A 24644-nucleotide genomic window follows, 5' to 3' on the forward strand; every position below is an offset into this window, starting at 1 on the left:
ATGCCAGAGCAAGCCTCGACACTCGCGCCGAGCGTGGACCTGCTCTACTACTTCCTGTTGAGCGTATCGACCTTCTTCACGGTCCTGATCGCCGTTTTGATCGTCTACTTCTCCATCAAATATCGACGGGGAAACCAGCAGGTTGATCGATCGAAGGGGGAAGACCATTCGTTATGGCTCGAGATTCTCTGGATGGTGGTTCCGCTGCTTATCTCCATGGCCATCTTTGCCTGGGGAGCATCTTTGTATTATTCCGAATACCGTCCCCCGGATGATGCCATAGAGATTCGCGGCGTCGGAAAGCAGTGGATGTGGAAGTTCCAGCATCCGAGCGGACAGCGCGAGATCAACGACCTGCACGTTCCGCTGGGATACCCGGTCAAACTGACGTTGATCTCCGAAGACGTCATTCACAGTTTTTTTGTCCCCGCCTTTCGTACGAAACGGGATGTCGTGCCAGGCCGATACGCCAACTGCTGGTTTGAGGCGACACGCACGGGGACGTTTCACTTGTTCTGTGCAGAATACTGTGGCACGAATCACTCGCGCATGATCGGACGCGTCATCGTGATGGAGCCGGCCGAGTACGAACGATGGCTTGCCAATTCGAACATGCAGGAATCACCCCTCGCGGCCGGTAAACGGCTCTATGAGGAATTTCGATGTGTGACATGTCATCGTCCGGAGGGGGCGACCGGCCGCTGCCCCCCTCTGGAAGGCCTTTTCGGACGCGACGTCAAACTTGTTGATGGCAGCAGCGTGCCCGCGGACGAAACCTATTTGCGCGAGTCGATCCTCAGGCCGGCCGCTAAAGTTGTTGCCGGATTCGAACCGTTGATGCCCAGTTATGAGGGGCAGATTAGCGAAGAGCAACTTATCTATTTGATCACTTACATCAGATCGCTGGCAAAACCATGACAGCCGCACTCGATCGTCCGACATCCGTTTCTCCCGAGTCAGTTTCGTTGCCGAAACGGCACTATCTGAACTCCGGGTACACCGTCCGCTCATGGCTTTTCACGACGGACCACAAGCGGATCGCCCTGCTCTATCTGGTGTCGATCACGGCCTTCTTCGTGCTTGGCGGGATTGCCGCGACACTGGTCCGCCTGGACCTGATGACCCCGCAGGCGGACCTGGTTCGGTCCGAGACCTACAACAAGCTGTTCACCGCGCACGGTGTCATCATGATCTTCTTTTTCCTGGTCCCGTCGATTCCGGCGGTCATGGGAAACTTTCTCGTCCCCCTGATGCTCGGGGCGCGCGATCTGGCGTTTCCTCGCCTGAACCTGCTGAGTTGGTACGTCTACATGGTGGGAGGAGTATTCACGCTGTATGCCCTGCTGGCGGGGGGCGTGGATACCGGCTGGACGTTCTATGCTCCTTACAGCAGTACCTACAGCAATACCTACGTCATGGCGACCGCCGTGGGGATCTTCATCACCGGATTTTCATCGATTCTGACGGGCCTGAACTTCATCGTCACCATCCACAAGATGCGTGCTCCGGGACAGGTCTGGTTTCGCCTGCCCCTCTTCATCTGGTCCATCTACGCCACCAGCATCATCATGGTGCTGGGCACCCCGGTACTGGCGATCACTCTGGTTCTGGTAGGACTGGAACGACTGCTGGGACTGGGCATCTTTGATCCCCGGTTGGGTGGTGACCCGATCCTCTTTCAGCATCTGTTCTGGTTCTATTCGCATCCGGCCGTCTACATCATGATTCTGCCCAGCATGGGGGTCGTCAGCGAAATCATTCCCTGCTTTTGTCGCAAAAGACCTTTCGGATACGAGTTTATTGGCTTTTCAAGTTTCGCCATCGCGGCCTTCAGCTTCCTCGTCTGGGGACACCACTTGTTTGTCAGCGGACAGTCGATCTACGCCGGGCTGGTCTTTTCAATGCTCAGTTATCTGGTGGCGATCCCTTCCGCAGTGAAGGTGTTCAACTGGACGGCAACGCTGCATAAAGGTTCCATCAGTTTTGACACTCCCATGCTCTACGCCTTGGGTTTTGTAGGCCTCTTCACGATGGGAGGCCTGACCGGACTGTTCGTCGCGGCGCTGGCGGTCGATGTGCATGTGCACGACACCTACTTCATTGTGGCCCACTTCCATTACATCATGGTCGGCGGCGCGGTCATGGGGTACCTCGGGGCCATTCACTTCTGGTGGCCGAAAATGACGGGCCGCCTTTACCCGGAGGGGTGGGCAAGACTCTCGGCGATCCTGATCTTTGTCGGTTTCAACCTCACTTTCTTCCCTCAATACATTCTGGGCTATCTGGGAATGCCTCGGCGGTACCACATCTATCCACCTGAGTTTCAGGTGCTGAATGTGATGTCGTCGGCGGGGGCCTCGATCCTAGGGGTAGGATACCTGTTTCCCCTCACGTACCTGATCTGGTCGCTCTTTTATGGCAAAGTTGCTTCTGCCAACCCCTGGAGAGCGGCCGGACTCGAATGGCAAACCCCGTCCCCGCCGCCTACAGAAAACTTTGCACGGACGCCAGTCGTCAGACATGAGGCCTACGACTATCCCGCAATCGACAATCAACAGGTTGAGGAAGGATTGCGATGACTATTGACAGCCACACCCATGTCGAATCTCCTCTGGCGCATCAGTTCGATGATCTTGAGCAGCAACGAGCCGCCGCGGACCTTGGAATGTGGTTGTTTCTGGCGACGGAGCTGATGTTCTTCGCGGGTCTTTTTCTGACCTATTTTCTCTATCGGCTGAACGATGAAGCGGCCTTCGCCGCTGCCAGTCACCATCTGGACGTCGTCTGGGGCACAGTCAATACGGCAGTTCTGCTGACCAGCAGTCTGACGGTCGCGATTTCGGTGCATGCCGCGCAATCCCGTGACCAGCGCAAGCTGACGCAATTACTTGCAGCGACGATCGGATTGGGAACCCTCTTCGTTGCGATCAAAGGTTGGGAATACCACGGAAAATATCAGCATGGGCTGATGCCATTAATGGGGCTTCCCTTCCGCTGGGACGTCGACTCGACGCGCCCAGGGGCCGAATTGTTCTACGATTTGTACTACGTGATGACAGGCGTCCACCTGCTGCACATGGTGATCGGGCTCGGATTGATGCTGGTACTGCTCGTCAAAGCGATGCGAGGCGGACTGCTGGGAGAATTCGCGACGCCCGTTCGAATGATCGGCCTGTACTGGCACTTCGTCGACGTGATCTGGGTCTTCTTGTTTCCGCTGCTCTACCTGATCGGAGCTCACCCATGATATCGCACACGCGGACCGTGGTGGGGACGTACTTCCGCGTCTATGGAATGCTGCTGGTCCTGCTGGCGGCAACCGTGCTCGCCGCTCGGTACGATGCAGGACCATGGAACATCGCCATCACACTGGCCATCGCCTCGCTCAAAGCCGTCTTGATTGGTGCAGTGTTTATGCACATTAAGCAAGAGACGCCGCTCGTGAAATTGGTGATCACGATCGCGTTCTTCTGGCTGCTGATCATGTTTTCACTGACGTTCTCGGACTACTGGTCTCGACCTTGGGACCCCAAGAGTGATCCATGGGTAATTCCCGCTCCGCGGTTCGAAGCGGGAGCCAAGCCGTAGCGACCAACTTCGCCGAATGAAACGGGCCAGGAAGATTGGATTGCAAAGAACATCAAATGAGAGTCGAAAGGCTATGCCATTGTGAGGGACGATTGATTGGGAAGTGCACCATACCTACGAATTTACGATCTCTACTTCGACTTCGTCGTAGGCGTTCGTCAGCTGTTCCTGCAGAGCTTCGGCGATTTCTTCCGCCTGCGTTGGGAGTTCACACTCGATATCAAAACTCCCCTGCATTCGATCTCCTGCGAGGACATGAATCGTTTTGTTCATCACGTTGACGCGCGGAGCCCCGTCACCAAACACACCGCCCGAGGATGTCTTCCAGACTCCCAATCGAGCAATCTCATCACCGGAGAGGGTGAGAACGATTTGAAATACCTCCGTTTCGGCAGAGGTATCGGGTACCAGTTTCGGAAGTGCGTGCACCTCAAGGGATCCCGCTTCGATTGCTGTAATGATTCGCTCATCGTTCGGTGCGCTCATAATTCTTGCTCCTCTTGTGGGTGCAACCCCGTTTTGCGTTCGGTGAAACTCTTGATTACAGGGTGTTTTGTGGACTCGCGGTTTGGGGTTCAACTTTGCAGGACATCAGTTGGGGTGTCCATTGCCAGGTGGCGAGGTGATGTTTCTTGGTCCAAGCTCGCATTCGTTTGACCTGTTCATCCCAACGGCGACTGATCACCAAGGCGCGCAGTTGCAACATTTCTTCCGCGTGATGTTCTCGCCAGAAGACGCCGTTTCCTTTCAGCCGCAGGTTGATGACTCGGCGGATACTGCTTTCAATGGCACCGCTTCCCAGGGGGAGACCGCAGCGACGAAATTCGGCATAGTTCAATCGTCCCGCATCCCCGTGTCGCTGGAGGTAGTTCAATTCGGTTTGAAGTTCCGCGTTGGTGGGTTCGTCTTCAGCAAACACTCGTAGTTCCTGGACGACGTATTCCCATTCTCCGTTACGTAGTCGCGTGCGAAGATCCCGATACAGGGGCATCCGCTGTTCCGTGGTCACGCCGAGCGTGGCTAACGCTCGTGAGATATGATGCACGGCATGGCAGGTATCCAGAACCTGATGAATCACGACCTCCTTCGGAATCCGCGCTTGAGCCACGATTTGATCGACGCGGTCCCAGATCCAGACCGCTCCATCACTGACAAAGGTCAGGCTCAGTGCCTTGGCTGCTCCCAGGCGATGCAAGTGCATGGCAACCAGTTCCGCCATAGCGTCAGGTCCCGCAAACGTCCCATCCATTGTCATGCGTGACTTCTTCTCCAGGCGCCCCTGCTCATCATGAATGAAGATCGTCATCAACTTGGGTTCGCGCCATTCGCCATCGAACGTCCGTTTTGCGAGGCGCTTAGAGCGTCCCGGCGCATCACTGATAATCAAACCGTCTTCGTTGAGTTGTTCTGCATGAGGCGTTGCCGCTCGCAGTTTTCCACGGAGTTTCGTCCGGCCGCCGTCGATCTGGATCGACACACGCTTCCCCGACAGTTCGTTTGTCGATGCCAAAGTTCCAGCACGCCAGGAGGCCAATTCTGCCGTTCGTAGCTTCAGCAGTTTCTCACCGCACTGCTGAGAAATCCGCCGCACCGTTTTGAGATTGAGCGACAGTCCCTGACGCTCCAGTTCCTCACAAGCCAGTTCAAACGAGGGACACAGAGCCGACTGCCGAGAGACCGTACTCTCCAGCCCGGGAGAGACTTTCTTTCCCAGCCCGAATTGCACCTGTTCAATCTGTAGGCCCGAGACTGATTCTTCCTTCTGCAGACCATTCCCGCGACGACGACTCGCTTCACAGTAAAGCGACGTGATCCACATGACCACGCCCCCCAGAAGCCGAACCGACATCTTTCGATCACGCCCCTTGGATAGCGGAATCGAATAGTCTTGTCGCGTCTGCTCGGCGGCAGCGGCAAATTCCGGTGTCTGCATCACGACTGATGCCAAGCCCGCCACGACCATCCCCGCACCCCGCGCGAACTCCCGCTGGACTTCCAACTCAAGGGCTTCCAGACTCAGCGGGTCTCCTTTCAGACGACGTTCCCACTCCCCCAGCTTCGGAAACACCTCGCCACTGAATCGGAAGAGCATCTCCGAAACGGATTTAATAAACTCACCATCCCGACCGTCCAAGGAAATCCCTCCCATTCGACCGCCCTCCATTGCGATCTCGGTGCCGAATCCATCCAATCCTCGATTGGACAACAGCAGGGAAGAATAACACAGACTCAGAGATCACTCAGCAAATAATCACTTCTCCGTACTCGACCGCAAAACGGGATTGCACCCCCTCTTGTAGCGGCCGGAACGGCGCACCATTCGGCTTGCATCCCGTGGTTTGATCAACACTTCAAATGTAATTCGGTCTGACTGGACTCGCTCCCTCGCCGTATCCGCACGCGTCGATTGAGCGAAACCATGCGTCGTCAGGCAAAGCGTGTCGCATATTCCATGCCCCGTTTTGCGGGAGTTCCTCGGGCTTACAGATCCAACAGGCCACGCCGCCGAGTGCAAGCCTCGCATCTCCTCAATGGCGAGCCCCCACGTCACTCAATGCTCCCGATCACTTCCCGGAGATCCTGAGCGACAACCTTCAGCTATGTTAGGGGGCACATTCTTTGCACCTCGCCCCACTAATCAGGTGCCATCATTCTTAGTATGGCACATCTTAAGTTCCCGATTACTAGCAGATGCGAGGATGCCATGAGCTTACGAGTACTCCGATACGGATTAATGGTTGGATTATGGTCATTGAAGTTGGCACAGATCTGTACTGGACAGGTCGAGCCAACGGATCAGCCGCTCAATACGCGTACTGTGGTCGAACCCAGCACGGACTGGTCGGTCCCCGATCAACCCTGGTTCAGCGATCCTGCAATCCGCCGTGAACTGGACCTCGACGACCGCCGATACGAGAAGCTGGAAGCCAACTACCAGAAGGCACTCGAACGATACCAGCAGGGAATGAGTAAGATCGATCCTGCTGCCACAGACATTGAACGCGCAAAGATTCGAGACGAGCTTCGGGCGGACTTTAATCGACGAGTTCATCAATCTACATCGACGGCCATCTCAGACCCTGCCCTGCGGCGAAGATACAATCAGCTCTACTGGCAGCATCGCGGAATCAGCGCGTTCAATGATGAGGATGTCCGATCCCGTATCCGGCTGAACGATACCCAACTGGAACGTTTGCGGAAGCTGGAGCAAGACTGGGATAGCCGTATGACGACGTGGCGTCGCGACTACTCAACCAATCCTGACCAGGTGCTCAAGCGATACAATCAGGGCCGTGCCGAGTTCAACGAGGGTCTGCGGTCGGTCCTCGAGCCGGCACAACTCGACGGGTGGAATGAGCTGACAGGTACACCGTACGATTTTCCCGCCGAGGTTTATTTCCGCGATAACCGGGCAGCTCGTCCCGTTTTGCGTTAGACCTGCGACGAATGAAGACGCTTGATCGATGCTGCCGCCTCTCTGACGTGCATCGTCCACAGGATGAGGGACCTGAAACCGCTCCTGTGGGCGATGTTTTTGTTCAGGCGTGCAGTCAAAATCAAGCAGGTTTCGATTGGTGAAGTGGTACCGTCTGAGCCTCTAAATCGTCTGAAGAAGTGCCCGCCGCGGTTATCCGGCATAGACGGGGTCAATAGGGCGACGCGTCCGATTCCCGCGCGATATCACGAAATTCTCGGAACCGCTCCTCTTTTTCTTCTTCTTCTGAATCGGCTTCCATCGTCTGAAAGGAATCGTCAGTCACGTCATCGTCGACCACTTCGACATCTTCTTCGTTCAGGTAATCGTCTCCGCGAAGAAAATTATGTGACTCATGAGAACGGAACGTTTCTACGGGGACAAGGCGATCTGTAGACGGACTGCTCTGCTCCCCCGCGATGGATGGACGCTGCATTTTGGCATCCAGGTGCACCACCTGAGTATGCGGGAACTCGGGTAAGTCCCAGCAATCCACCGGAATGGAGGTGGGATTAATTTGTACTTCTCCCAGATCCATCGTCAAAGTCATCTTCGTCTGCGGCCAGTCCAACCGAATCTGGTGGGCGAGTACGGCCCCAGAGGCGGGGTCGAGTCGATGATCATCGAGTTTGGCCTGGGCGAGGCGCGTGGCGTCATTGCTGTAGAGACTATGCTCGATCACGATCCCCTTCTTGAGATCGACCAGCACCACACGTCGCAGTGGCAGCCCGTGGGCAGTGACGATCTGCTCGATCAGCCGGGCTTGCTCGTATTCCGGGTCAGTTTCAATAGTGACTCCGGTCGTCGGCAGCGGCGCAACGCCCAACGTTTGCAGCAACCAGTCAGGTTCGAAAGGAATACCAATCTGATGGCGAGCGGCGTCCATGTTTTCGTGCCGACAGGTCACAAATCCTGGATCCATCTCGCGAGCCCAGACCCAGAAGCGATCGCTGTTGGAACCAAGATCGACCTCCTTTCCTCGCATCGACATCACCTGAAGGCGGAATTTCCGGTCTTTTTCGACGGCCAGCATTCCATTGAACGAATACTTGTCGACACGGATTTTCACCTTCTTCGCCTGCCAACTATGGATGCGATCCGTGTTCTGATTCAGGTGTGCGACCACTTCTTCGATGGAAGGGTTGCTGACGTTCTTCAGACAAGGTGCCCCGGCCATCGGGTCACGCGCCCGCTTCCAGATAATTCCACGGCCTGAGACGCAGCCCGAAAGCGAACCAGCGACGAACAACAGCAAAGACAGCGACATCAGTCGGAGAGCAAGTGCTCGTGGGCGACCTGCTTGTTCTGAATGTCGTCTCACGGCGCATGCAATCGCCACACCCGAGCCGACGTTTTGCGGACTGCGGAGGGGTAGTGACAGGGTTGTAAATCGGGTCATCCCTGCCACTCCGCTGAAAGTTGGGTTTTCAGTTCTGAAATCAGCTGCTGCGATTCCGCATCACCAAGATGGTAGTTGAAGACCTCAAACGTCCCTTCGCCATGAACACCACTCAGTTCCAGGAACTCGCGGTCGTCTTCATAACGAACATTCTCCAACCTCAGTTTCCGCTGCTGCAGCAGCACGAGCGCCAGCCCATAACGGGTTCGCTCGTGAACCGGACTTGCCTCTTCACTCAGTTGCTCGAAGTACCGCATCGCGACTTCGGGGTCGATCCTGGTCAGTTTGGGATCGATTGCCGCGGGGACTTCGACGGTCCAGCAGCCAAAGTGCCCCGCTGGTGGACCAGTCCACCCCTCGTCGGAAAAGTCCAGACGAACGAGTCCATTCTCACGTTCAACCAATACCGAGTGGCACACCGAGCCGGGGACGAGCGGTTTACCCGTCGCAGCACAGTTTTTACCCAGTGGTTTAAGGTGATAGTCCATTCGTCAGAAAGGTTCCGTCGGCGGATGAGTTTAAGACGCTGTTCGAATCGTCCAGGTCAGAGAGGTGACTGCATGTGTAAACAGTAAGGCCGGAAAATCTTGCCCCGTTTGCGCCGGGGTTTTACTTCATCGGCGAGTTTTGCCGCAAGACGAATGTCGTCGCCGCTCTGGCAGGAGAGCTTTCCGCCTTTCCTCTCGCTGGCGGAATCGCCTCCGTACGTCGAATCACTCAGAGTTCGCACGGATAAGAGAGACACCTGATACCCATTCCCCGCCCTCCCCATCGCATGCTCCACGCGTTGGAAAGTATCGACAAAGACCAACAGCAGCGGAGGTCTGTGGTGAACGTCTCCCGGCGGACCACCCCATTCGGGCCACCGGACCTACAGACTCACACAGGGCTCGGAAATCAGCAAGACGGCGAGAGAGGCCCCAAACTCCAAACGAAAGTGCGGGGTTTGCAATGAAAAATCCTCTGCCTCGGACGCACATGCGGAGGCATTCTCATCACGATCAGCGAGTTCTCCGCTGATAAAGAAGGCAAAACGGGAGTGAATCATGAAGACGGGAAAGAAAACATCCCGAATGGCTCTGAGCCATTCGGGATGCCATATTCATTCAGTGCCGGAACCGTATTCGATGGACCTTTCGGACTTGAAGTGCGGCACGCGCACACTGTTTCTCAAGTTTCTTGAATCCGACCGCGAACGGGCTGTCCAGATCGCGACCGACTCAATCGACTAAAGACCCTTCGAGATGACCAGCTTCACCAGATCGCCAACGCGGTTGCTGTAACCCCACTCGTTGTCGTACCAGCTGACCAGCTTGAAGAAGCGGTTGTTGAGCTCGATACCGCTACCTTTGTCGAAGACCGATGACGACTTGCTGTGAATGAAGTCGCTGCTGACCACTTCGTCTTCGGTGTATTCGAGCACACCCTTCAGATAGGTCTCGCTGGCCTTCTTCATGGCGGCAGAGATTTCTGCGTAACTTGTTTCCTTAACGGTTTTTACAGTCAAGTCAACAACCGAAACCGTTGGCACGGGGACGCGAAGCGCCATACCGGTCAGCTTGCCTTTGACTTCGGGGCAAACCAATGCCACGGCCTTGGCAGCGCCGGTGGTGCTGGGGATGATGTTCTGAGCGGCGGCACGGCCACCCTTCCAGTCCTTCTTGCTGGGACCGTCGACCGTCTTCTGCGTGGCGGTGTAGGCATGGACGGTGGTCATCAGACCTTCCTCGATGCCAAAACCTTCCTTCAGCAGAACGTGAACAACGGGTGCAAGACAGTTCGTCGTACAGGACGCGTTGGAAATGATGTGATGCGATTTCGCGTCGTACTTGTCGCAATTGACGCCCATCACAACAGTTAGGTCCTCACCCTTGGCAGGAGCCGAAATGATGACCTTCTTGGCGCCAGCGGTGATGTGGCCTTTGGCCTTTTCTGCTTCGGTGAACAGGCCGGTCGATTCGATCACGATATCAACGCCGAACTGCTTCCAGGGCAATTCTGCAGGGGACTTGGCACTGACCACGTGAATGTCGTGTCCGTTGACAACCAGAATGTCGTCTTCCGCTTTGTCAGGGCTCGACTTCTTCGAGCTGACTTCACCAGCAAAACGGCCTTGCGTCGTGTCGTACTTCAACAAGTAGGCAAGGTTATCAGCGGGGACTAGATCACCCACGGCGACGACCTGTAGATCTTTGCCGACAAGGCCTTGTTCAACCATCGCCCGGAAGACCAAACGTCCGATACGGCCGAATCCATTAATCGCGACCTTCACCGTCACAATACTTCTCCTGAGATGTTTGCCTGAATTGCCTGGCTGAAGCGTGTCCTAACGGACAGCGAGTCCATTTTCAAAGAGATGACCCGCCACAAACCTTCGCCAGACCAAGATCGACAATTCTAGTTCTCCCCCCTCAGCCGAACAAGGTTGCCCTTCTCATGCAGAGCGAAAAAGATGTGGCCCTCTCGAAACAAAGAAACAGAGTAAAATCGACCGATTTCTTGAGGTTTACGAGATTCGGCTCGCCTCTTCAGCCTATGGATCGGCAACCGCCAATCTGATCTCACCCTGCATGCGTCCTCAAAAGGGTGAGATCGCTGACTCTTGTTTCACCGTCGTGATCTGAGCAGTCGCTCGGTGTGGCAGAGCCCCTATTGCGCGATGCTTCCGCTACTCGATCTGCCACCCAACACGGGCCTCGACGATCTTGGTTCCGACGGGCCGGCCCGAGATCGGCTCGCCAACATGCATCGGATTCAACTTATTGGAGGCAGGACAGGTAACCGCTTATGGCAGAGGTCTGCCCGCGTAACAGATCCTCCTGGCGACTGTCCGCCCCCGCCGCAGGTCTGACGGACATTTGATTCTTCGTCTCACTGACGTGTCCAAAGAAGCAAGCCCCGTCATATTTCCAGGCGTAGATGAAACCATCCACCGTTATACGCCGTCATGACGCCACGTGCCCGTTGACCTGCCCATCGATTCTTGCAAGCTGCTACCCGGTTTTTGCTATTTAAGATTCTATTAATCTTCGTGTGAGAGTCCCCATTCGGGGGAATGCAATACTGTTCATCTGCACCATCACGGTTTTTGAGTTTTGGCCGCCGTTACTCCCACTCATCCGAATTGCATCAAGTACCTGATGCCGGATAATTCTCTTCACACGGCCAACGTCTGTCATGCTCTCCGTTTTCCTTTTTTTCTGGAGGTGACTGCGTATGTCTTTCCGATCCTTACGCAAAGCGTTTACCCTTATTGAACTCTTAGTCGTGATTGCGATTATTGCAGTGCTGATCGCCCTGCTTCTTCCCGCGGTGCAGCAGGCGCGAGAGGCGGCTCGACGAACCCAGTGCAAGAACAATCTAAAGCAACTGGGTCTCGCTATGCACAACTATCACGACACATTCAATATGCTCCCGATCAATAAGTATGATGCGGGCTATACTGATGGATATCGGGGAAACAATCTCTGTGTTCTAATCGGCATTCTTCCCTACATCGATCAGGCACCGCTATATAATGGAATTAATTTCTTATCGGCCAACCTGACTCTTGAACCTGTAAACGGCAAGCGAGTCTGTGACCACCTCATTACCAGCTATATCTGCCCAAGCGATACGGGAGGGGGCGATAAAGATCCGAGCACAGGCGCTGCCCGCTGCAGTTATGCTCCGAGTATCGGGGCCCAACAGATTCAGTCGAATGCAGGCTGTAATCTGGCGACATGGGCCGGAACCTATCCGGCGGGAATGGGACTCGACAACGACGGTGACGGAGAAGATCCATTCAATCGCGGAAATGTTCGTTCCGATTATGGGAACGGCGGGCAAATCTCCGGACCGTTCGGACGGGGATACTTTTCGCCGTACGGAGCGAAGTTCAGTCAGCTCTCCGATGGAACCTCGAATACGATTCTCATGGGTGAAATTCTCATGGAATGTAATTTGTACTCTCCGTGGGGATGGGCCTGGCCTGAATCACTGTGGTACGCCACAACAGCCCCGATCAACTTTCCCACCTGCCCGGGACAACCGGGCTACGAGTCGAACCCCTGTTTTTCGAACAATGGCAACAACTGGAATGCGACATTCGGATTCAAGTCAAAGCATGTCGGTGGCGCCCAGTTTCTGTTGGGCGACGGCTCCGTTCGCTTTATCGGACAGAATATCGATCGGCTGACCTACGCCCGCCTCGGAGACAAGGCAGATGGGGGCGTGATCGGCGATTTCTAATCACCAGCGGTATGTCCTGCTGGTGCGTGCGGTACATTTCACCGGGGCAAATCTGGCAGCATCGTCCATCCTGGAATCATCAATTCAGAGTGGCCAGGACCTGATCAGAAACGCTTTCAACTCAATGTCGCTAACGCTTCGTACGGCAGAGGAAAATTTAACACTCCCCTTATGATGCAGTCGGAGGCCTGGAGAAGCGCTCGCTCACCTCGCCTGCAGTCGACCTGGTTTTGGTTAAATCCTTCTGAAAAGAAAGGACCGTCGTGCGCATTTTTTCTTTGTTGGTACTCTTGATGGCCTTGCTGGTCATCGGCTGTGGAGGAAGCAAGCTTCCTAAAACATATGCTGTCACCGGAGTCGTGACGTTGAATGACAAGCCGCTGGAAGGAGCCGATGTGGTCCTGGTCCCGAGCGACCCGAAGTTACGATCTGCAGGAGGCGTGACCGATGCAGAAGGCCGTTTTACTGTTAAGACGTACTTCGACCCGAGAAATCAGATCCCCGGCGCGATGACTGGTGAGTATGGTGTCGCCGTCACCAAAGTCGAGAAACGTAACGTCTCGGCGGATCTGAAGCCGGAAGATGCGATGGCGCAGACGATGAAGATGGGTCAGGCAAAGTCCCTGATCCCGAAAAAGTACAACTCACCGACAACATCAGGCTTCAAAGTGAGCGTGGGGACATCTGCCCCCTCGCCGCTCAAGCTGGACTTGAAGAGCTGATTAAAGCGGAGCCCGTCAGAATCTCGCTCAGGTTCGCCCCCGATCAGCGCGGCTCCCGATTTCCAGTGGCAGGCCGCTCGACCCGATGAGAAGACGGTGACTGACCGGGCCTCGCGGTTCACCGTCAACAATGTGATTCATTCAAGTGCCCCCCGGTTGGGGGGCATTCTGCGTTTACGTGCCAGCCCCGCAGCCGTAGCGGTGCGGGTAAAGCAGCGTCTCAACCCCACTTAACATGACCAGGTTGAATCGCGTGAAGGTCGATGAGTCGCCTCTACGGGACGTGCAGAATCCGTGGTTCTCCGTTAAGATTGCCCTGCATTTGCAACCAACCGTCCGGACAATTTGACGAATTCGAGACCCGTGAAATGAAAAGTCTTCTGCCTGTTGTATTCGCGCTTTTGACTGGCTTGTTCTGGGGAACGTATGGCCCCGTGCTTGGTCAGGCGCGTGCATTCGAGAAGAGCCCCTTCAAACCGTACGTCATGATCGGCGTGGCATACCTGCTCTGGGGAATCATCGGTGGGCTGGTCGGCATGTTTGCCAAAGGAGACGCCTTTACGTTCACCCGGCAAGGGACGATCTGGGGATTTGCCGCGGGTACGCTGGGAGCATGGGGAGCTTTGACGCTGACGCTGGCCATGTTCACTGGAGGAACCGCGATGCCTCAAGTCGTGATGCCCATCGTGTTCGGGACGGCTGTGTCCGTCAGCGCCATCGTCGCGGTGCTGACAACCAAGACCCAGGCCGACCCACGTCTCTGGCTGGGGATCATGGGAATGGCGGTTTGCATTGTGACCGTCGCCTATTTCACGCCCCACGCGGCACCGCACGCTCCGAAGCCCGCAGAGCCCCCCGTCATCAATGAAAAGTCGTGAGGAAGGACATCGAGACGACGATCGCCGCGATCAGTTCGCCTTCTGCGAATCACATTCAGAACAGGGAGCAGTGCCGCGCTGCTCCCTGTTCTCCTTTGCATCAACATCCAGATCGGCTTCTCCTGAAATGCTCTCGCGAGTCGGCATCCACGTTCTTCGGCACGTATCACTGACATTCGCAGATTGGACGTCGGACGTTTTGATTCGGTATAGAATCGTGTAGTCACGCCAGTTGAATCTCCTCAAAAAGCTCGCGAGAGATCCCATGTCGACACACATTCCAACTGCTCCGCTGCCGTGGGGTTCGACACGTCGACAATTCCTCGCGAAGGCTGGGAATGGATTCGGTTCCCTCGCGCTGGCAAGTCTGCTGGCCCAGGAAGGGGGGTTGGGACATGCTGCGACGTCTTCGGGAGTGAATCCGCTCGCCTCCTGTCCCGGCCATTTCCCTGGCAAGGCGAAATCGGTTATCTGGCTCTTCATGAATGGGGGACCGTCCCAGGTCGACACCTGGGACTACAAACCAGAACTGCAGAAGCGGGACGGCACTGAGCTTGTCGGATTCGATCAGACCACGGGTTTCTTCGCTGGTCAGGGGGGCCCCCTGATGAAATCCCCCTTCAAGTTTGGACAGCATGGAGAATGTGGTGCCTGGGTCAGCGAAATCTTTCCGCAGATGGCTCGCCACGTCGACAAGATGGCCTTCGTCTACTCCTGCTGGACTGATTCCAATAACCACTCCCCTGCTCTGTTTCGTATCAATACCGGGATGTCCCGGCAGGGCTTTCCCTGCGTCGGTTCCTGGGTCACATACGGTCTGGGGAGTGAAAGCCAGAACTTGCCCGCTTTCGTCGTCATGTACGACACACTGGGACGGGGAATTCCCAAAGGACATGCTCAAAACTGGGGTGCCGGCTTCTTACCCAGCGTCTTTCAGGGAACTGCACTCAAACCTCAAGGCGATCCGATCGAAAATCTGAAACGGGCACAGGGGATGTCTGACCAGCAGCAGAGATCGCAACTCGATCTTCTGGCCACGCTGAACCGGACTCACCTGGATCGACATGCGGCCGAGTCAGAACTGGCGGCGCGGATTGAATCCTTCGAGCTGGCTTACCGCATGCAGATGGCCGCCCCCGAAGCACTGGATCTTGCGAGTGAATCAGAAGCGACACAGAAGCTGTACGGACTCGACAACCCCAAGTGCGCTCACTTCTCGAAGCAGTGTTTGACGGCTCGACGGCTCGTCGAACGGGGCGTTCGCTTTGTGCAGATTTACTCCGGCGGAATGGAGAACGAACGGAGTTGGGACGGTCACGCGAATATCGCAGGCAACCATACCGGCTTTGCCGCGGAAACAGATCAGCCGATCGCAGCATTGCTGACGGACTTGGCCGAGCGTGGAATGCTCGACGAAACCCTGGTCGTCTGGGGGGGTGAATTTGGTCGCCTGCCGCTCGTACAGAAGGGTGGAACCGGTCGAGACCACAATCCGCACGCCTTTACCACCTGGTTCGCCGGGGGAGGCGTTAAAGGGGGAACCCTGTTCGGTGAAACGGATGAGATCGGCTACAAAGCACTCATCGACCGGGTCAGTATCAACGACCTGCACGCGACGATTCTTCACCAGTTAGGTCTTCACCATGAGCGGTTAACGTATCGGTACAACGGCCGTGATTTCCGCTTGACTGATGTCAGTGGACGCGTCGTGACAGAGATCCTGCAGAACGCATGAGCGTGGCGGTACCCTGAAGTGGCGACGTATCATCCGAACCAGTCGATCTGACTCGAGACGGCATCATTGTTTCCTGGACCGGCAACGGCCGTCCGTAACAATTGAATGGCAATTAAATCTGGCCGGGCAATGTCTGTAAGAAAGTCCTTGAGGATCTCAGGCACTTCAGAAACTGCAATCAGGGAGTCTGCGTCGTATCCGGATAAGTCAGCTCGTTACGAACTTTCCGGACGCCGGGTTCCTGACGAGCAATGATTTCCGCCACCTTCGCCCGTTCGGCGGAAGCAACTTGACCGCGGAGGACCACTTCCCCTTCGGGGCTGACACTCAGTTTGACATTGCTGGATTTCAACGATGTCATTTTGTTGAGCTTTGTTTCAAGCTTTGTCGAAACAGTGGGCAAGTGAGCGGGGGTATGCTCGAAGGCGACTTTCTGACGTGGCCGGATCGGCGGAGCCTGCCTCTGTGCGCCGCCGAAGCCAACGCCCATACCTCCCTGCTGCTGCTGATTATTGAACATCCCGCCATTCGGGTTACCGCGGTTGCCACCACCGCGACGATTGCCACCCATATTCTGATTCATCATTCCGTTCTGGCCCTGCCCCTGAACGTTGCGTCCCAGAAAGTTGTTCGGGTTAGTATTGACCCCCAGGAACCCTTGTCCCTGCTGGCCCATGGCATTCATGCCGTTGTTCATATTCCCCTGGCCGAACGCCCCCGCACCGCCGAAGCCCCCGCCGGCACCGCCCCCCGGACCTCCGCCAAGTCCGCCAGCACCACCGAGTCCCCCGCCGCCCATGCCACCGGCACTCATGCCCGAAGCACCAAGTCCCCCTCCGCCGAGGCCGCCGCCAGCACCGCCACCGCCAAATCCTCCCCCCCCCGCGCCACCACCCCGGCCTCCTCCGAAACCACCCCCTCCGCTACCACCGCCGCCGAACTGCGCGTGCAATGGGAGAGGGCTAATCAGAGTCCCCAGAAACAGCACAGAAAAAAGGATGAGTGGACGCATGCGGGAATCCCTTTCGGCAACGTTCGCCGATCACGCTGCGAATCCGAGACACGGAATTTCGCAACATATTTATTCTCTCGGCCAAACATGAGTCCGTCAACAAGTCGTTTTTCGCTCATCCGGAATTCAGGCAGGAACGGAGTCAAGTTACGTCGAGCTGGCAACTTGCGAGGGTGATGAATTGATCATTGCGGAGGCAAAAGGCCTCAGGAAAGAGACGCTCCCAAGTCGTAGATTGCAGCCGTATCAAGCACTAAGGTGTTTGATGTGAACAGTTTCCGGACGGCAGCATAGTGGATTTTCATTTTTGTTCCCCCGACCCCGACCGCGCCATAAAGAATTGTTTGTCCGGCTTCGCGGGCCTTGTCCATGACCTCAATCCCTTCGATTCCGGCGGGGGCGACCGCGTTCAAGTCGATCGCCACTTTCAGGGTTGAGATTTTGCTGAGTTGTTCGGCGTTGATCAGACGCGTTTTGGCCGCTCCCGCAGCGACAACCAAATCGACACCCTCACAGGCAGCAGCGAGTCCGGCGTCGGACTGAGATTCGTGCGGACTCAGCTTACTCACGTCAGCGATCTCTTTCAGCCCTGCGCAGGTGGCGGTTGAGCGCTCCAGAGATCGGGAGGCGAGTCGCACGGTGGCTCCCTGCTGCAGCAGCAACTGAGCAACCCGGGAACCGACAGGCCCGGTTCCTCCCAGCACGACAGCGGTCGTTTTGGACAAGTCCAGATGTCGGGACGCAGCAAGAACGGTTGCCGCGGCCGTCGTATTGGAACCGTTCGAGTCCATCATGACCGAGACCTTGAATGGACCGAACAAAGACTTCGTGACGGCTTTGAGGAGCGCCTCACCGGCAGCCACATTGCTTCCTCCGACGAAGATGGCTGTATTGACCAGATCGGACGGCTTACGCGTGAAAATGGCTCCGTGGACAAGGGTCTCGACATTGTCCGGCGTCACACCACCATAGCTGAAGAGTTCATCCACCCCCGCATCGACGGCGACAACTCTGTCGAAACTGCTGGGCAAGGAATCAGTATCGAGTTGAATCAGGATCTTTTTCATGGCCATACCCTACCCCGGAAATAAGCAACAACCTCGGACGTCCGTCAGGCTCGAAAGAAAGACAAGCCCGTGGAACGAGATTCCACGGGCCTGCGCATCACTTAGCAGAATCGCCAGCGTTTAAACTCACACACCCGAGAATGGATGCTTTGCGGTTTCTTTCTTGGCGACCATTTCGTCAGCGCTTGGCTCGCTCTTCATGGCACGAGCGATCGAGAGCTTGGTTGCATCGTAGTTGTACTGGAAGATCTTCTTGTCGTCGGCAGCTTCCCAGTGAATGAAGACGCCACAAACGATACAGAGCTTTTCAGCCTGATCCTTGGGGATCACGCCTTCAGCGACGGAGTCGGCAACGGCCTTCGCGACAGCGTACTGAGCAGGGCCGAACATCTGGACGGCTTGTTTTGCACCCTTGATCGTGACCTTTGTGATCATGACGGTGGCTGGCTTGACAGCCAGGTTTGGTTCCAACACGGCCAGCAGATTGCTGTGACCTGAGCTCTGATTGGCCAGAGCGTTGGCGAAGGCAACGCCGACGGGCCCCGACTTGTCGCCGATCAGCAGATCGATGTGAGCAATTTCATTACCGTCACCGGACAGGGCTTCACCAACATAGAACGACATGCTGTAATCCTCATTCAAAGTAATTTCTGGTCGACGACTCAGAACCTCGCAGTCGCAGAGGCGAGCCGATCCCAAGACCGGAATCCTGCGGCACGATGCCGGAGAATTGGCCGTTGTGATACCACATCCATACCATGATTTTCCAGCTACTTGGCGACTTGATCGTGCTCGGCCCAAGCCATCCCGACGGAGTCACTCCCTTGCCCGCTTCAACCGCGAAACGGCACCTTGCACGGGTAACCTGATCGTGCTCGGGCAGGATCAACGACACGCGTGCGACTCTTTTCTTTCCTGTCCCAAGAAAGCCATTCAACCATGTCATCTCGTCAGATCCTGATCATCGGTGGCAGCACTCGAGCGGCCGCCGATTCGGTAAGACGAGCTGGTTGGCGACCGATCTGTGCCGACTTTTTTGTCGACTGGGACCTGCAGCAGACGGCCCAAACAATTCCCGTCCGTCGCTACCCGGAAAGCCTGCCAGACGACCTGGCCCACATTCGTGCCGACGGCTGGATGTACTGCGGAGCTCTCGAAAACGAGCCGCAAATTCTCGCGCGCCTCCTCGAAGAAAACCGGAATCTCGGCCCTCTGATCGGAACTCACCCGGAAACGTTGGCTCATGTCCGAAATCCGTCCTGGATTTCCTCAGTTTTGCGTGCAGCGGGACTTCCCTGTCTGGACGTGGCCAGCCAATCGGCGCCACCTCCTCCCGATGGCTGCTGGCTGCAAAAGCCACTTTCGAGCGCGGGTGGGCGTCAAATTCGGGTATGGGACGAGGTGGCGGAACGTAGCCCGTTCGTGGAGCCTCACTACTTCCAGCGTCGAGTTTCCGGCAGCGAACTGTCTGTCTTGTTTCGTTGTGATGAGGGGAAACCGCCCGCCTGGCTGGGAGCGACTCGCGCACTTCGCTGGGCGAATCCCCTGCCCGCCCCGACTCCATTTTCCTACTGCGGCTCGACCGGCCCCGTGACCGATCTTCCCGATCACATCGTGCGGTCGATCACCGAAATTGTCACGACGATTGTCAGTCAGACCTCAGGTCTGAATGGCCTGGTCGGCTTTGACTTCATCGAGGATCCTCAGCAGGCCTGGCTGTTAGAGATCAACCCACGTTACACAGCATCGGTGGAAGTGCTTGAACTTGCGTCGGGGCGTTCGCTGCTGTCACCGCAGCCTGTGTCGTGTCAAGCTGTATCAGGTCGGGTTGAGTCAGGTCGAGACCACGGTACGAACGAAAACCATCAACGAAGGATCGTCGCGAAACAGATTTTGTACGCTGTAGAGTCGATATCCGCCCCGGATCTTCGCCACTCCTTTCGGTCAATTGACCCGTGGCAGATCCCCATCGTGACAGATATCCCCCAAGTTCCATTAACGATCGATGCAGGTTGGCCGATTTGCACTGTCTTTGCCGAGGGTTCGGACCCTGTCGCCGTGAAGGAAATGTTGCGAATGCGGGGCGAGGCAGTTCGATCGGCAATCCGTGCGTAGTTTCTCAGTAAGCGGCCTCAAGAATCTCGAGCAGGTCCTGTTCTGTTGGGCAGCGTCCATTCAGCAGCATGAGTCGCTTGATTCCAAACGATTTCCGGGCAAAAACAGGAAGTTGATCGCGCGTCCCGCCCAAGTCGCGAATCCGGGGTGGAATACCAATGGGACTTCGCAGCGCTTCCACTTGAGTGATTGCCAGTTCCGCTGCCGCTTCCGTCGAAAGCCCCTTGGTATCCGCCCCCAGGAGTTCCGCAATCCGCGCAAATTCAGGTAAGCGGGAGGGGAGGTTGAACCGCATCACGTAAGGGAGCAGCAGACCATTTCCCGCGCCATGAGAACAATGCAGAGCTCCGCCAATCGGATATTCCAGTGCATGGACGAGAGCCACAGCGTTATTCGAGAAGGCGAGCCCCGCCAATGTCGCCGCGAGAGCCATACCTTCTCGCGCTGCCAGATTTTGTGGTTCGTTGACGGCGGTAACCAGATGCTTTCCGACCAGTTCAATCGCCCGTTCCGCCAGGCAATCACCAATGGGCTGTTTTCCGTCGTAGGGAAAGGGTTCGTCTGCCGGGACATCCAGTTCATGATAGTGGACTGCCGTGTAAGCTTCGATCGCATGCGTCAGGGCATCGATACCGCTATCGGCTGAAGCACGGGGAGGACAAGTTAACGTCAGCTTTGGATCGACGACTGCCAAGACCGGACGGAGATAGTGGCTGAGCGAACTGATCTTGGTCTGATCCTCAGTATCGGTCAGTACTGCGGCGTGGGAAACTTCACTCCCCGTCCCTGCTGTCGTCGGAATGCAGACCAGCGGAATGATCGGGCCGGGGACTTTTCCAAAACCAAAATAGTCGCGGTAGCTTCCGCCGTGCGTGAGCACGGTCGCGACGATTTTGGCGAGATCCAGATTGCTTCCTCCACCGACACCCACGATCACATCGGGTTTGGCCCCGCGCGCCACTTCAATCGCCGCATCCGCAGTCTTGAATGAGGGCTCAGGTTCCCCCCCATCGAAGATCGTCACGGAGATCCCGGCTGCTTCCAGGGGAGCTTTGACCTGATCGACAATTTGAAACTTCGCGAGAATGGCATCCGAAACAAGCAGTATTCGTTTTGGCTTCCAGGGTTCGAGGAACTGAGCCAGCCGGCGAACAATTCCTGATCCAAAAACGATGCGCCCGGCCGAGTAGAAATTCCAGTAGTCGCGGTGTGACATGAAACGCTCACCTGCAAAATGCTGTTCGATTGTTCGGATAGCGGCCTCGATCATATCAGGCACCGCAATCGGTTCCAGATACGCGATGTGAAGGATGTGATGTGACGGTTATATGTGGTCCTCTCCAAAGTGCTGACAAACGGCGCCATACTGTGCCTCTCCGATGCTCCTGAACCGCCGTGCCGCGTCCCTCTGTTCATCCCGGATTCCCCACCCGGTGCACGCTCAAACGTTGAAACCATCTTTCGCGGTGCCGTCCCCTTGATCGACATCAGGTTCGGCAGAGATCACCGTACACTGAACTCTAAACTGACAAAATCAGTATACACGTCAAGAACGATGTAACCGTCAAAGTTCCTCCAGTTGGAGTGTTGGTTACAACGAGACACCGACTCGCTATTTGGAAGCAGTCGTACCGCTTATTCCCGATGCAGTGGTTGCCGGGATGTCGATTCGATTGCGAGACTACTCTGTTTCGTGATACATCCGATTCGTCATCGCGAGGCCATCCTCAATCGATCACGTTCGGTAAATGAGATCAGGGTCTCTTTTGAGAGAGAGCACTGCGAATGACGCCCAACGGATTGGGCCCGGAAACGAAGTGCCCAAGCGGAGTCTGCCAAATGGCCCGAATTCGGATTATGTTACCAATTCTCGTCGCCTGGATGGTCTTTGTACTATCCGGTGCGTCAACTCTTTGGGCCCAGCCTTCGCCCCCAAAGCCAGCCATCGAACGTTCGCCGCTGTTAAAAGAACCGACGACTCCGGAAGAGATGTTCGCCGCAGCAGTTCTCACGGCCGATCTGGCCCGGCTTGATCTTGCTCGACTCTATCTTGAGCAATTTGAAGCCACTGAACCCGATAACGAAACGCTGATCCAACTGCGTGACAAGTACGGTACGAGTGATTTCGTGAAGCTTTCCCTTTTTAAAGAGTTGCAGCCGAACTCACAGAACTTGCTCGATCGTCTCAACGCCGCTGCGCGACTTCAGGCGGCTGACCCGGCGTTTGTTGATACCCTCATCAAGCGATTATCGGTTAATGAAACCGAACGTGCACTCGCCACAGCGGAACTCCGAAATGCGGGAATCCAAGTTGTTCCCGAGATTTTGCGGCAGATGTCGCTTCAGGAGATGGTCGATCAGCAGGACACGCTGCTGCTGGCACTGGTGCGGATGGGACCACAGGTCGTCCCTGCCTTGACTGGGGCCATGGATACCCCGGACGAACGAGTCCGGGCTGCCATTATCGACGCATTAGGATATCTCAAATCGCCCGAAGCCATCCCCTATCTCTGGTTTCCCGCATTTGATGAACAGCAACCCGCAGGCGTGCAGACTTCCGCGAAGAATGCACTGTCGAAGTTGCTGAAGTCATACCCGAAATTGGGACTGCAGTTTTCGTCGGTGACGGCAGCCAACGAACTGCGGCGTCTGGCACGACTCTATTACCGCACTCCTCAGGCTCTTCCCGTCGATGATGACGGCAATGTCCATCTGTGGACGTGGAGTGACGCTGTCGGGACGGTGGTCGATAAGGCGATTTCACCACAATTGGCATCACTCTACGTGGCGACCCGATTCGCACGTCAATCTCTGGCATTGTCACCCGAACAACCCGAACCACAGCGCCAGTATCTTGCCGCACTCCTGGGGCTCGAAGTTTTGCGTCAGGGCTGGGATACACCACGAGTGAGTACTCCCGGCACGGCCATGTATCTGGGCCTGACAGCGGGTGAAGAGACGATGGCACAGGTGCTTGCCGAGGCGCTCGACGCAAAACGTCCATCCACGGCGGTGCCTGCACTCGAGATCCTGGGACAACTGGGGACGAGAGAGCAACTGATATCGCGAAACGGGACGAAGTCGCCCGTACTGGCTGCATTGAACTCTCCCGATCCACGGGTGCAGTTCACAGCTGCTACGACCATCCTGAAGCTCGATCCGAAACATGGCTTTTCGGGCTCCAATCGAATTGTCGGGATCCTCGCCCGGGCTCTGACGGATGTGAATCAACCTCGAGCCATTGTCATCGATTCGGACGTTCACCGTGCCAGTGCGGTGATGGGCTACATGTCGAGCGGTGGATATGCCGCTGATATGGCCGCATCCGGACGTCAGGGCTTTGAATTGGCTTCCACTCTTACCGGTGTCGAAGTTGTCTTGATCCATGTCAATGTTCAGCGATGGGACTTAACCCAGACGTTGTCAAACTTTCGCGCGGATGCCAGGACGTCTCAGTTGCCGATCGTCCTTTACGGGCCCGGCGACCTGACGGATGACCTGACCCGGTTGGTCACTCGCTCGGCACCTGCAACCTACATCGCCGAATCCGCTACCGTGTCTGACTTCCTGGATCAGTTCTTCCCGTTCATCAAGTCCGTCAAGTCAGATCCGCTGACGCCACAAGAGCGTGACCTGCAGATGAGTACCGCGGCCTACTGGCTGGCAACGATCGGCAGCGGCAGCCTCTCGAAAATTTTCGATTTGTCACAAGTGGAAAACGAGTTGGTCCTCGCGACCGAAAATCCTGCGATCGCCACCAATGCTCTGATCGGGCTGGCTGGAGTCAGAACCCCCTCTGCGCAGCGACGCCTTGCAGACATTGCCGTCAACCCACAGATGATTGACGGCGTGCGGCAGACGGCGGCGAACCAACTGGCCTACCACATCCAGCAGTTCGGCCTGATGCTCACCAAAGATGAAGTTATCAATGTCCACGCAGGTTGGAAGAACACGGAAAACCCGGACGTGAAGGGGGCGCTCGCCAGTGTGATCGGGTCGTTGCGTCCCAATCCGACAATCGTCAGCGAGCGGCTGCGGGCCTTTCCGGTTCCTGTTGCTAACTGAAACGGAGAACCGGCAGCGAAGTTCAGAGGGCTCTCGTGCATCACTCGGCGCGAATGATTCTGACTGTAATCAGCGCATTGTGCCGAACTGATGCAGCGGTCGAACCAGTCGAGCCCGTAGTGACGACGGACCTGACCAGGTGAAGCAACATGTGGTGGCTTTCGCTGCCCGCAGGAACGACAAAACTCCGGCGCAATGAGATGTTTGCACATTCAACAGACGGCTTCAATAAGTGCCGGCGCGTTATCGTTCCTGATGAACTGGAATTGGAAAGGGAACTGATCGCCGTCATGAAAAATGCCTGCTACCCATGACTGAGCAGCAGGCATCCTATCTGACTTGCGGTTGAAGTAATTTT

At 56.1% G+C, this 24644-nt stretch carries 21 protein-coding genes; 12 read left to right on the forward strand and 9 right to left on the reverse strand.

The genetic code is table 11. The features are described from left to right. From coxB to ACGY09_RS03770, 4 genes are read left to right on the forward strand one after another with little or no spacing between them, the layout of a single operon-like run. Complete coding sequence (coxB, locus tag ACGY09_RS03755) at positions 1–918, forward strand: cytochrome c oxidase subunit II (protein ID WP_397570517.1); 918 nt, start codon at positions 1–3, stop codon at positions 916–918. Further along, positions 915–2579: a cytochrome c oxidase subunit I gene (gene ctaD, locus ACGY09_RS03760; protein ID WP_373651526.1), complete on the forward strand. Its 1665-nt coding sequence runs from the start codon at positions 915–917 to the stop codon at positions 2577–2579. Before coxB ends, ctaD begins: the two co-directional genes overlap by 4 nt. Then, entirely contained in the window at positions 2576–3247 is a 672-nt protein-coding gene (locus tag ACGY09_RS03765; RefSeq protein ID WP_397570518.1) for a cytochrome c oxidase subunit 3 family protein, read from the forward strand. Before ctaD ends, ACGY09_RS03765 begins: the two co-directional genes overlap by 4 nt. After that, positions 3244–3588, forward strand: coding sequence for a cytochrome C oxidase subunit IV family protein (locus ACGY09_RS03770; RefSeq protein ID WP_373651524.1), 345 nt, complete (start codon positions 3244–3246; stop codon positions 3586–3588). Before ACGY09_RS03765 ends, ACGY09_RS03770 begins: the two co-directional genes overlap by 4 nt. A gap of 114 nt (positions 3589–3702) precedes the next feature. Here the strand turns inward: ACGY09_RS03770 and ACGY09_RS03775 are convergent, their stop codons facing one another. Both ACGY09_RS03775 and ACGY09_RS03780 read right to left on the reverse strand, forming a co-directional pair. Continuing rightward, positions 3703–4074 carry a hypothetical protein gene (locus ACGY09_RS03775; RefSeq protein WP_373651523.1) on the reverse strand — a complete coding sequence of 124 codons (372 nt, stop codon included), beginning with the start codon at positions 4072–4074 and terminating at the stop codon, positions 3703–3705. A 55-nt stretch (positions 4075–4129) separates the two neighbouring features. Further along, positions 4130–5752 (reverse strand): hypothetical protein, encoded by a 1623-nt coding sequence (locus ACGY09_RS03780; protein WP_397569182.1) that lies wholly within the window; start codon positions 5750–5752, stop codon positions 4130–4132. 540 nt (positions 5753–6292) lie between these two features. Between ACGY09_RS03780 and ACGY09_RS03785 the strand changes: the two genes are divergently transcribed. Beyond that, positions 6293–7024: a hypothetical protein gene (locus tag ACGY09_RS03785; protein ID WP_373651522.1), complete on the forward strand. Its 732-nt coding sequence runs from the start codon at positions 6293–6295 to the stop codon at positions 7022–7024. 211 nt (positions 7025–7235) lie between these two features. Here ACGY09_RS03785 and ACGY09_RS03790 read toward each other — a convergent pair whose 3' ends face one another. The 3 genes from ACGY09_RS03790 to gap all read right to left on the reverse strand — a co-directional run bounded on the left by ACGY09_RS03790 (position 7236) and on the right by gap (position 10740). Then, positions 7236–8462 (reverse strand): hypothetical protein, encoded by a 1227-nt coding sequence (locus tag ACGY09_RS03790; protein WP_373651521.1) that lies wholly within the window; start codon positions 8460–8462, stop codon positions 7236–7238. Next, positions 8459–8950 (reverse strand): hypothetical protein, encoded by a 492-nt coding sequence (locus tag ACGY09_RS03795; protein ID WP_373651520.1) that lies wholly within the window; start codon positions 8948–8950, stop codon positions 8459–8461. The genes ACGY09_RS03790 and ACGY09_RS03795 overlap by 4 nt, the downstream gene beginning before the upstream one ends. 740 nt (positions 8951–9690) lie before the next feature. Further along, complete coding sequence (gene gap / locus ACGY09_RS03800) at positions 9691–10740, reverse strand: type I glyceraldehyde-3-phosphate dehydrogenase (protein ID WP_397570519.1); 1050 nt, start codon at positions 10738–10740, stop codon at positions 9691–9693. 938 nt (positions 10741–11678) lie between these two features. On the opposite strand from gap, the gene ACGY09_RS03805 reads away from it, so the two are divergent. The 4 genes from ACGY09_RS03805 (at position 11679) to ACGY09_RS03820 (ending at position 16027) form a co-directional block, all read left to right on the forward strand. Continuing rightward, positions 11679–12692 carry a DUF1559 domain-containing protein gene (locus ACGY09_RS03805; protein WP_397570520.1) on the forward strand — a complete coding sequence of 338 codons (1014 nt, stop codon included), beginning with the start codon at positions 11679–11681 and terminating at the stop codon, positions 12690–12692. Positions 12693–12955: 263 nt separating this feature from the next. Further along, positions 12956–13414, forward strand: a complete 459-nt coding sequence (locus ACGY09_RS03810) for a hypothetical protein (protein ID WP_397570521.1) — start codon at positions 12956–12958, stop codon at positions 13412–13414. Between the two features lie 368 nt (positions 13415–13782). Next, positions 13783–14292 carry a hypothetical protein gene (locus ACGY09_RS03815; protein ID WP_373651516.1) on the forward strand — a complete coding sequence of 170 codons (510 nt, stop codon included), beginning with the start codon at positions 13783–13785 and terminating at the stop codon, positions 14290–14292. Positions 14293–14557: 265 nt separating this feature from the next. Beyond that, positions 14558–16027: a DUF1501 domain-containing protein gene (locus tag ACGY09_RS03820; protein WP_373651515.1), complete on the forward strand. Its 1470-nt coding sequence runs from the start codon at positions 14558–14560 to the stop codon at positions 16025–16027. 178 nt (positions 16028–16205) lie between these two features. Here the strand turns inward: ACGY09_RS03820 and ACGY09_RS03825 are convergent, their stop codons facing one another. From ACGY09_RS03825 to fae, 3 genes are all read right to left on the reverse strand, one after another. Then, positions 16206–17039: a BON domain-containing protein gene (locus tag ACGY09_RS03825; protein WP_397570522.1), complete on the reverse strand. Its 834-nt coding sequence runs from the start codon at positions 17037–17039 to the stop codon at positions 16206–16208. Positions 17040–17245: 206 nt separating this feature from the next. Continuing rightward, the gene (locus tag ACGY09_RS03830; RefSeq protein WP_397570523.1) at positions 17246–18106 is read right to left on the reverse strand and encodes an NAD(P)-dependent methylenetetrahydromethanopterin dehydrogenase; all 861 of its coding nucleotides are present in this window, start codon (positions 18104–18106) and stop codon (positions 17246–17248) included. A gap of 126 nt (positions 18107–18232) precedes the next feature. After that, positions 18233–18730: a formaldehyde-activating enzyme gene (fae, locus tag ACGY09_RS03835; RefSeq protein ID WP_373651511.1), complete on the reverse strand. Its 498-nt coding sequence runs from the start codon at positions 18728–18730 to the stop codon at positions 18233–18235. Between the two features lie 315 nt (positions 18731–19045). Between fae and ACGY09_RS03840 the strand changes: the two genes are divergently transcribed. Beyond that, on the forward strand, positions 19046–20221 hold the full coding sequence (locus ACGY09_RS03840; protein ID WP_397570524.1) for an ATP-grasp domain-containing protein: 1176 nt from the start codon (positions 19046–19048) through the stop codon (positions 20219–20221). Positions 20222–20225: 4 nt separating this feature from the next. Here ACGY09_RS03840 and ACGY09_RS03845 read toward each other — a convergent pair whose 3' ends face one another. Beyond that, positions 20226–21491 (reverse strand): iron-containing alcohol dehydrogenase, encoded by a 1266-nt coding sequence (locus ACGY09_RS03845; RefSeq protein ID WP_397571843.1) that lies wholly within the window; start codon positions 21489–21491, stop codon positions 20226–20228. Positions 21492–22060: 569 nt separating this feature from the next. Here ACGY09_RS03845 and ACGY09_RS03850 point away from each other — a divergent pair. Beyond that, positions 22061–24286: a HEAT repeat domain-containing protein gene (locus ACGY09_RS03850; protein ID WP_397570525.1), complete on the forward strand. Its 2226-nt coding sequence runs from the start codon at positions 22061–22063 to the stop codon at positions 24284–24286. Between the two features lie 149 nt (positions 24287–24435). Continuing rightward, positions 24436–24600 carry a hypothetical protein gene (locus ACGY09_RS03855; protein ID WP_397570526.1) on the forward strand — a complete coding sequence of 55 codons (165 nt, stop codon included), beginning with the start codon at positions 24436–24438 and terminating at the stop codon, positions 24598–24600. Positions 24601–24644: the final 44 nt, after the last annotated feature.

Source organism: Schlesneria sphaerica (genome assembly GCF_044336245.1).
GTDB lineage: Bacteria > Planctomycetota > Planctomycetia > Planctomycetales > Planctomycetaceae > Schlesneria > Schlesneria sphaerica.

Coding starts and splice junctions, on each gene's coding strand:
- coxB (WP_397570517.1), top strand. CDS start 1: ATGCCAGAGCAAGCCTCGACACTCGCGCCGAGCGTGGACCTGCTCTAC.
- ctaD (WP_373651526.1), top strand. CDS start 915: ATGACAGCCGCACTCGATCGTCCGACATCCGTTTCTCCCGAGTCAGTT.
- ACGY09_RS03765 (WP_397570518.1), top strand. CDS start 2,576: ATGACTATTGACAGCCACACCCATGTCGAATCTCCTCTGGCGCATCAG.
- ACGY09_RS03770 (WP_373651524.1), top strand. CDS start 3,244: ATGATATCGCACACGCGGACCGTGGTGGGGACGTACTTCCGCGTCTAT.
- ACGY09_RS03775 (WP_373651523.1), bottom strand. CDS start 4,074: ATGAGCGCACCGAACGATGAGCGAATCATTACAGCAATCGAAGCGGGA.
- ACGY09_RS03780 (WP_397569182.1), bottom strand. CDS start 5,752: ATGGAGGGCGGTCGAATGGGAGGGATTTCCTTGGACGGTCGGGATGGT.
- ACGY09_RS03785 (WP_373651522.1), top strand. CDS start 6,293: ATGAGCTTACGAGTACTCCGATACGGATTAATGGTTGGATTATGGTCA.
- ACGY09_RS03790 (WP_373651521.1), bottom strand. CDS start 8,462: ATGACCCGATTTACAACCCTGTCACTACCCCTCCGCAGTCCGCAAAAC.
- ACGY09_RS03795 (WP_373651520.1), bottom strand. CDS start 8,950: ATGGACTATCACCTTAAACCACTGGGTAAAAACTGTGCTGCGACGGGT.
- ACGY09_RS03805 (WP_397570520.1), top strand. CDS start 11,679: ATGTCTTTCCGATCCTTACGCAAAGCGTTTACCCTTATTGAACTCTTA.
- ACGY09_RS03815 (WP_373651516.1), top strand. CDS start 13,783: ATGAAAAGTCTTCTGCCTGTTGTATTCGCGCTTTTGACTGGCTTGTTC.
- ACGY09_RS03820 (WP_373651515.1), top strand. CDS start 14,558: ATGTCGACACACATTCCAACTGCTCCGCTGCCGTGGGGTTCGACACGT.
- ACGY09_RS03825 (WP_397570522.1), bottom strand. CDS start 17,039: ATGCGTCCACTCATCCTTTTTTCTGTGCTGTTTCTGGGGACTCTGATT.
- ACGY09_RS03830 (WP_397570523.1), bottom strand. CDS start 18,106: ATGAAAAAGATCCTGATTCAACTCGATACTGATTCCTTGCCCAGCAGT.
- fae (WP_373651511.1), bottom strand. CDS start 18,730: ATGTCGTTCTATGTTGGTGAAGCCCTGTCCGGTGACGGTAATGAAATT.
- ACGY09_RS03840 (WP_397570524.1), top strand. CDS start 19,046: ATGTCATCTCGTCAGATCCTGATCATCGGTGGCAGCACTCGAGCGGCC.
- ACGY09_RS03845 (WP_397571843.1), bottom strand. CDS start 21,491: ATGATCGAGGCCGCTATCCGAACAATCGAACAGCATTTTGCAGGTGAG.
- ACGY09_RS03850 (WP_397570525.1), top strand. CDS start 22,061: ATGGCCCGAATTCGGATTATGTTACCAATTCTCGTCGCCTGGATGGTC.
- ACGY09_RS03855 (WP_397570526.1), top strand. CDS start 24,436: ATGTGGTGGCTTTCGCTGCCCGCAGGAACGACAAAACTCCGGCGCAAT.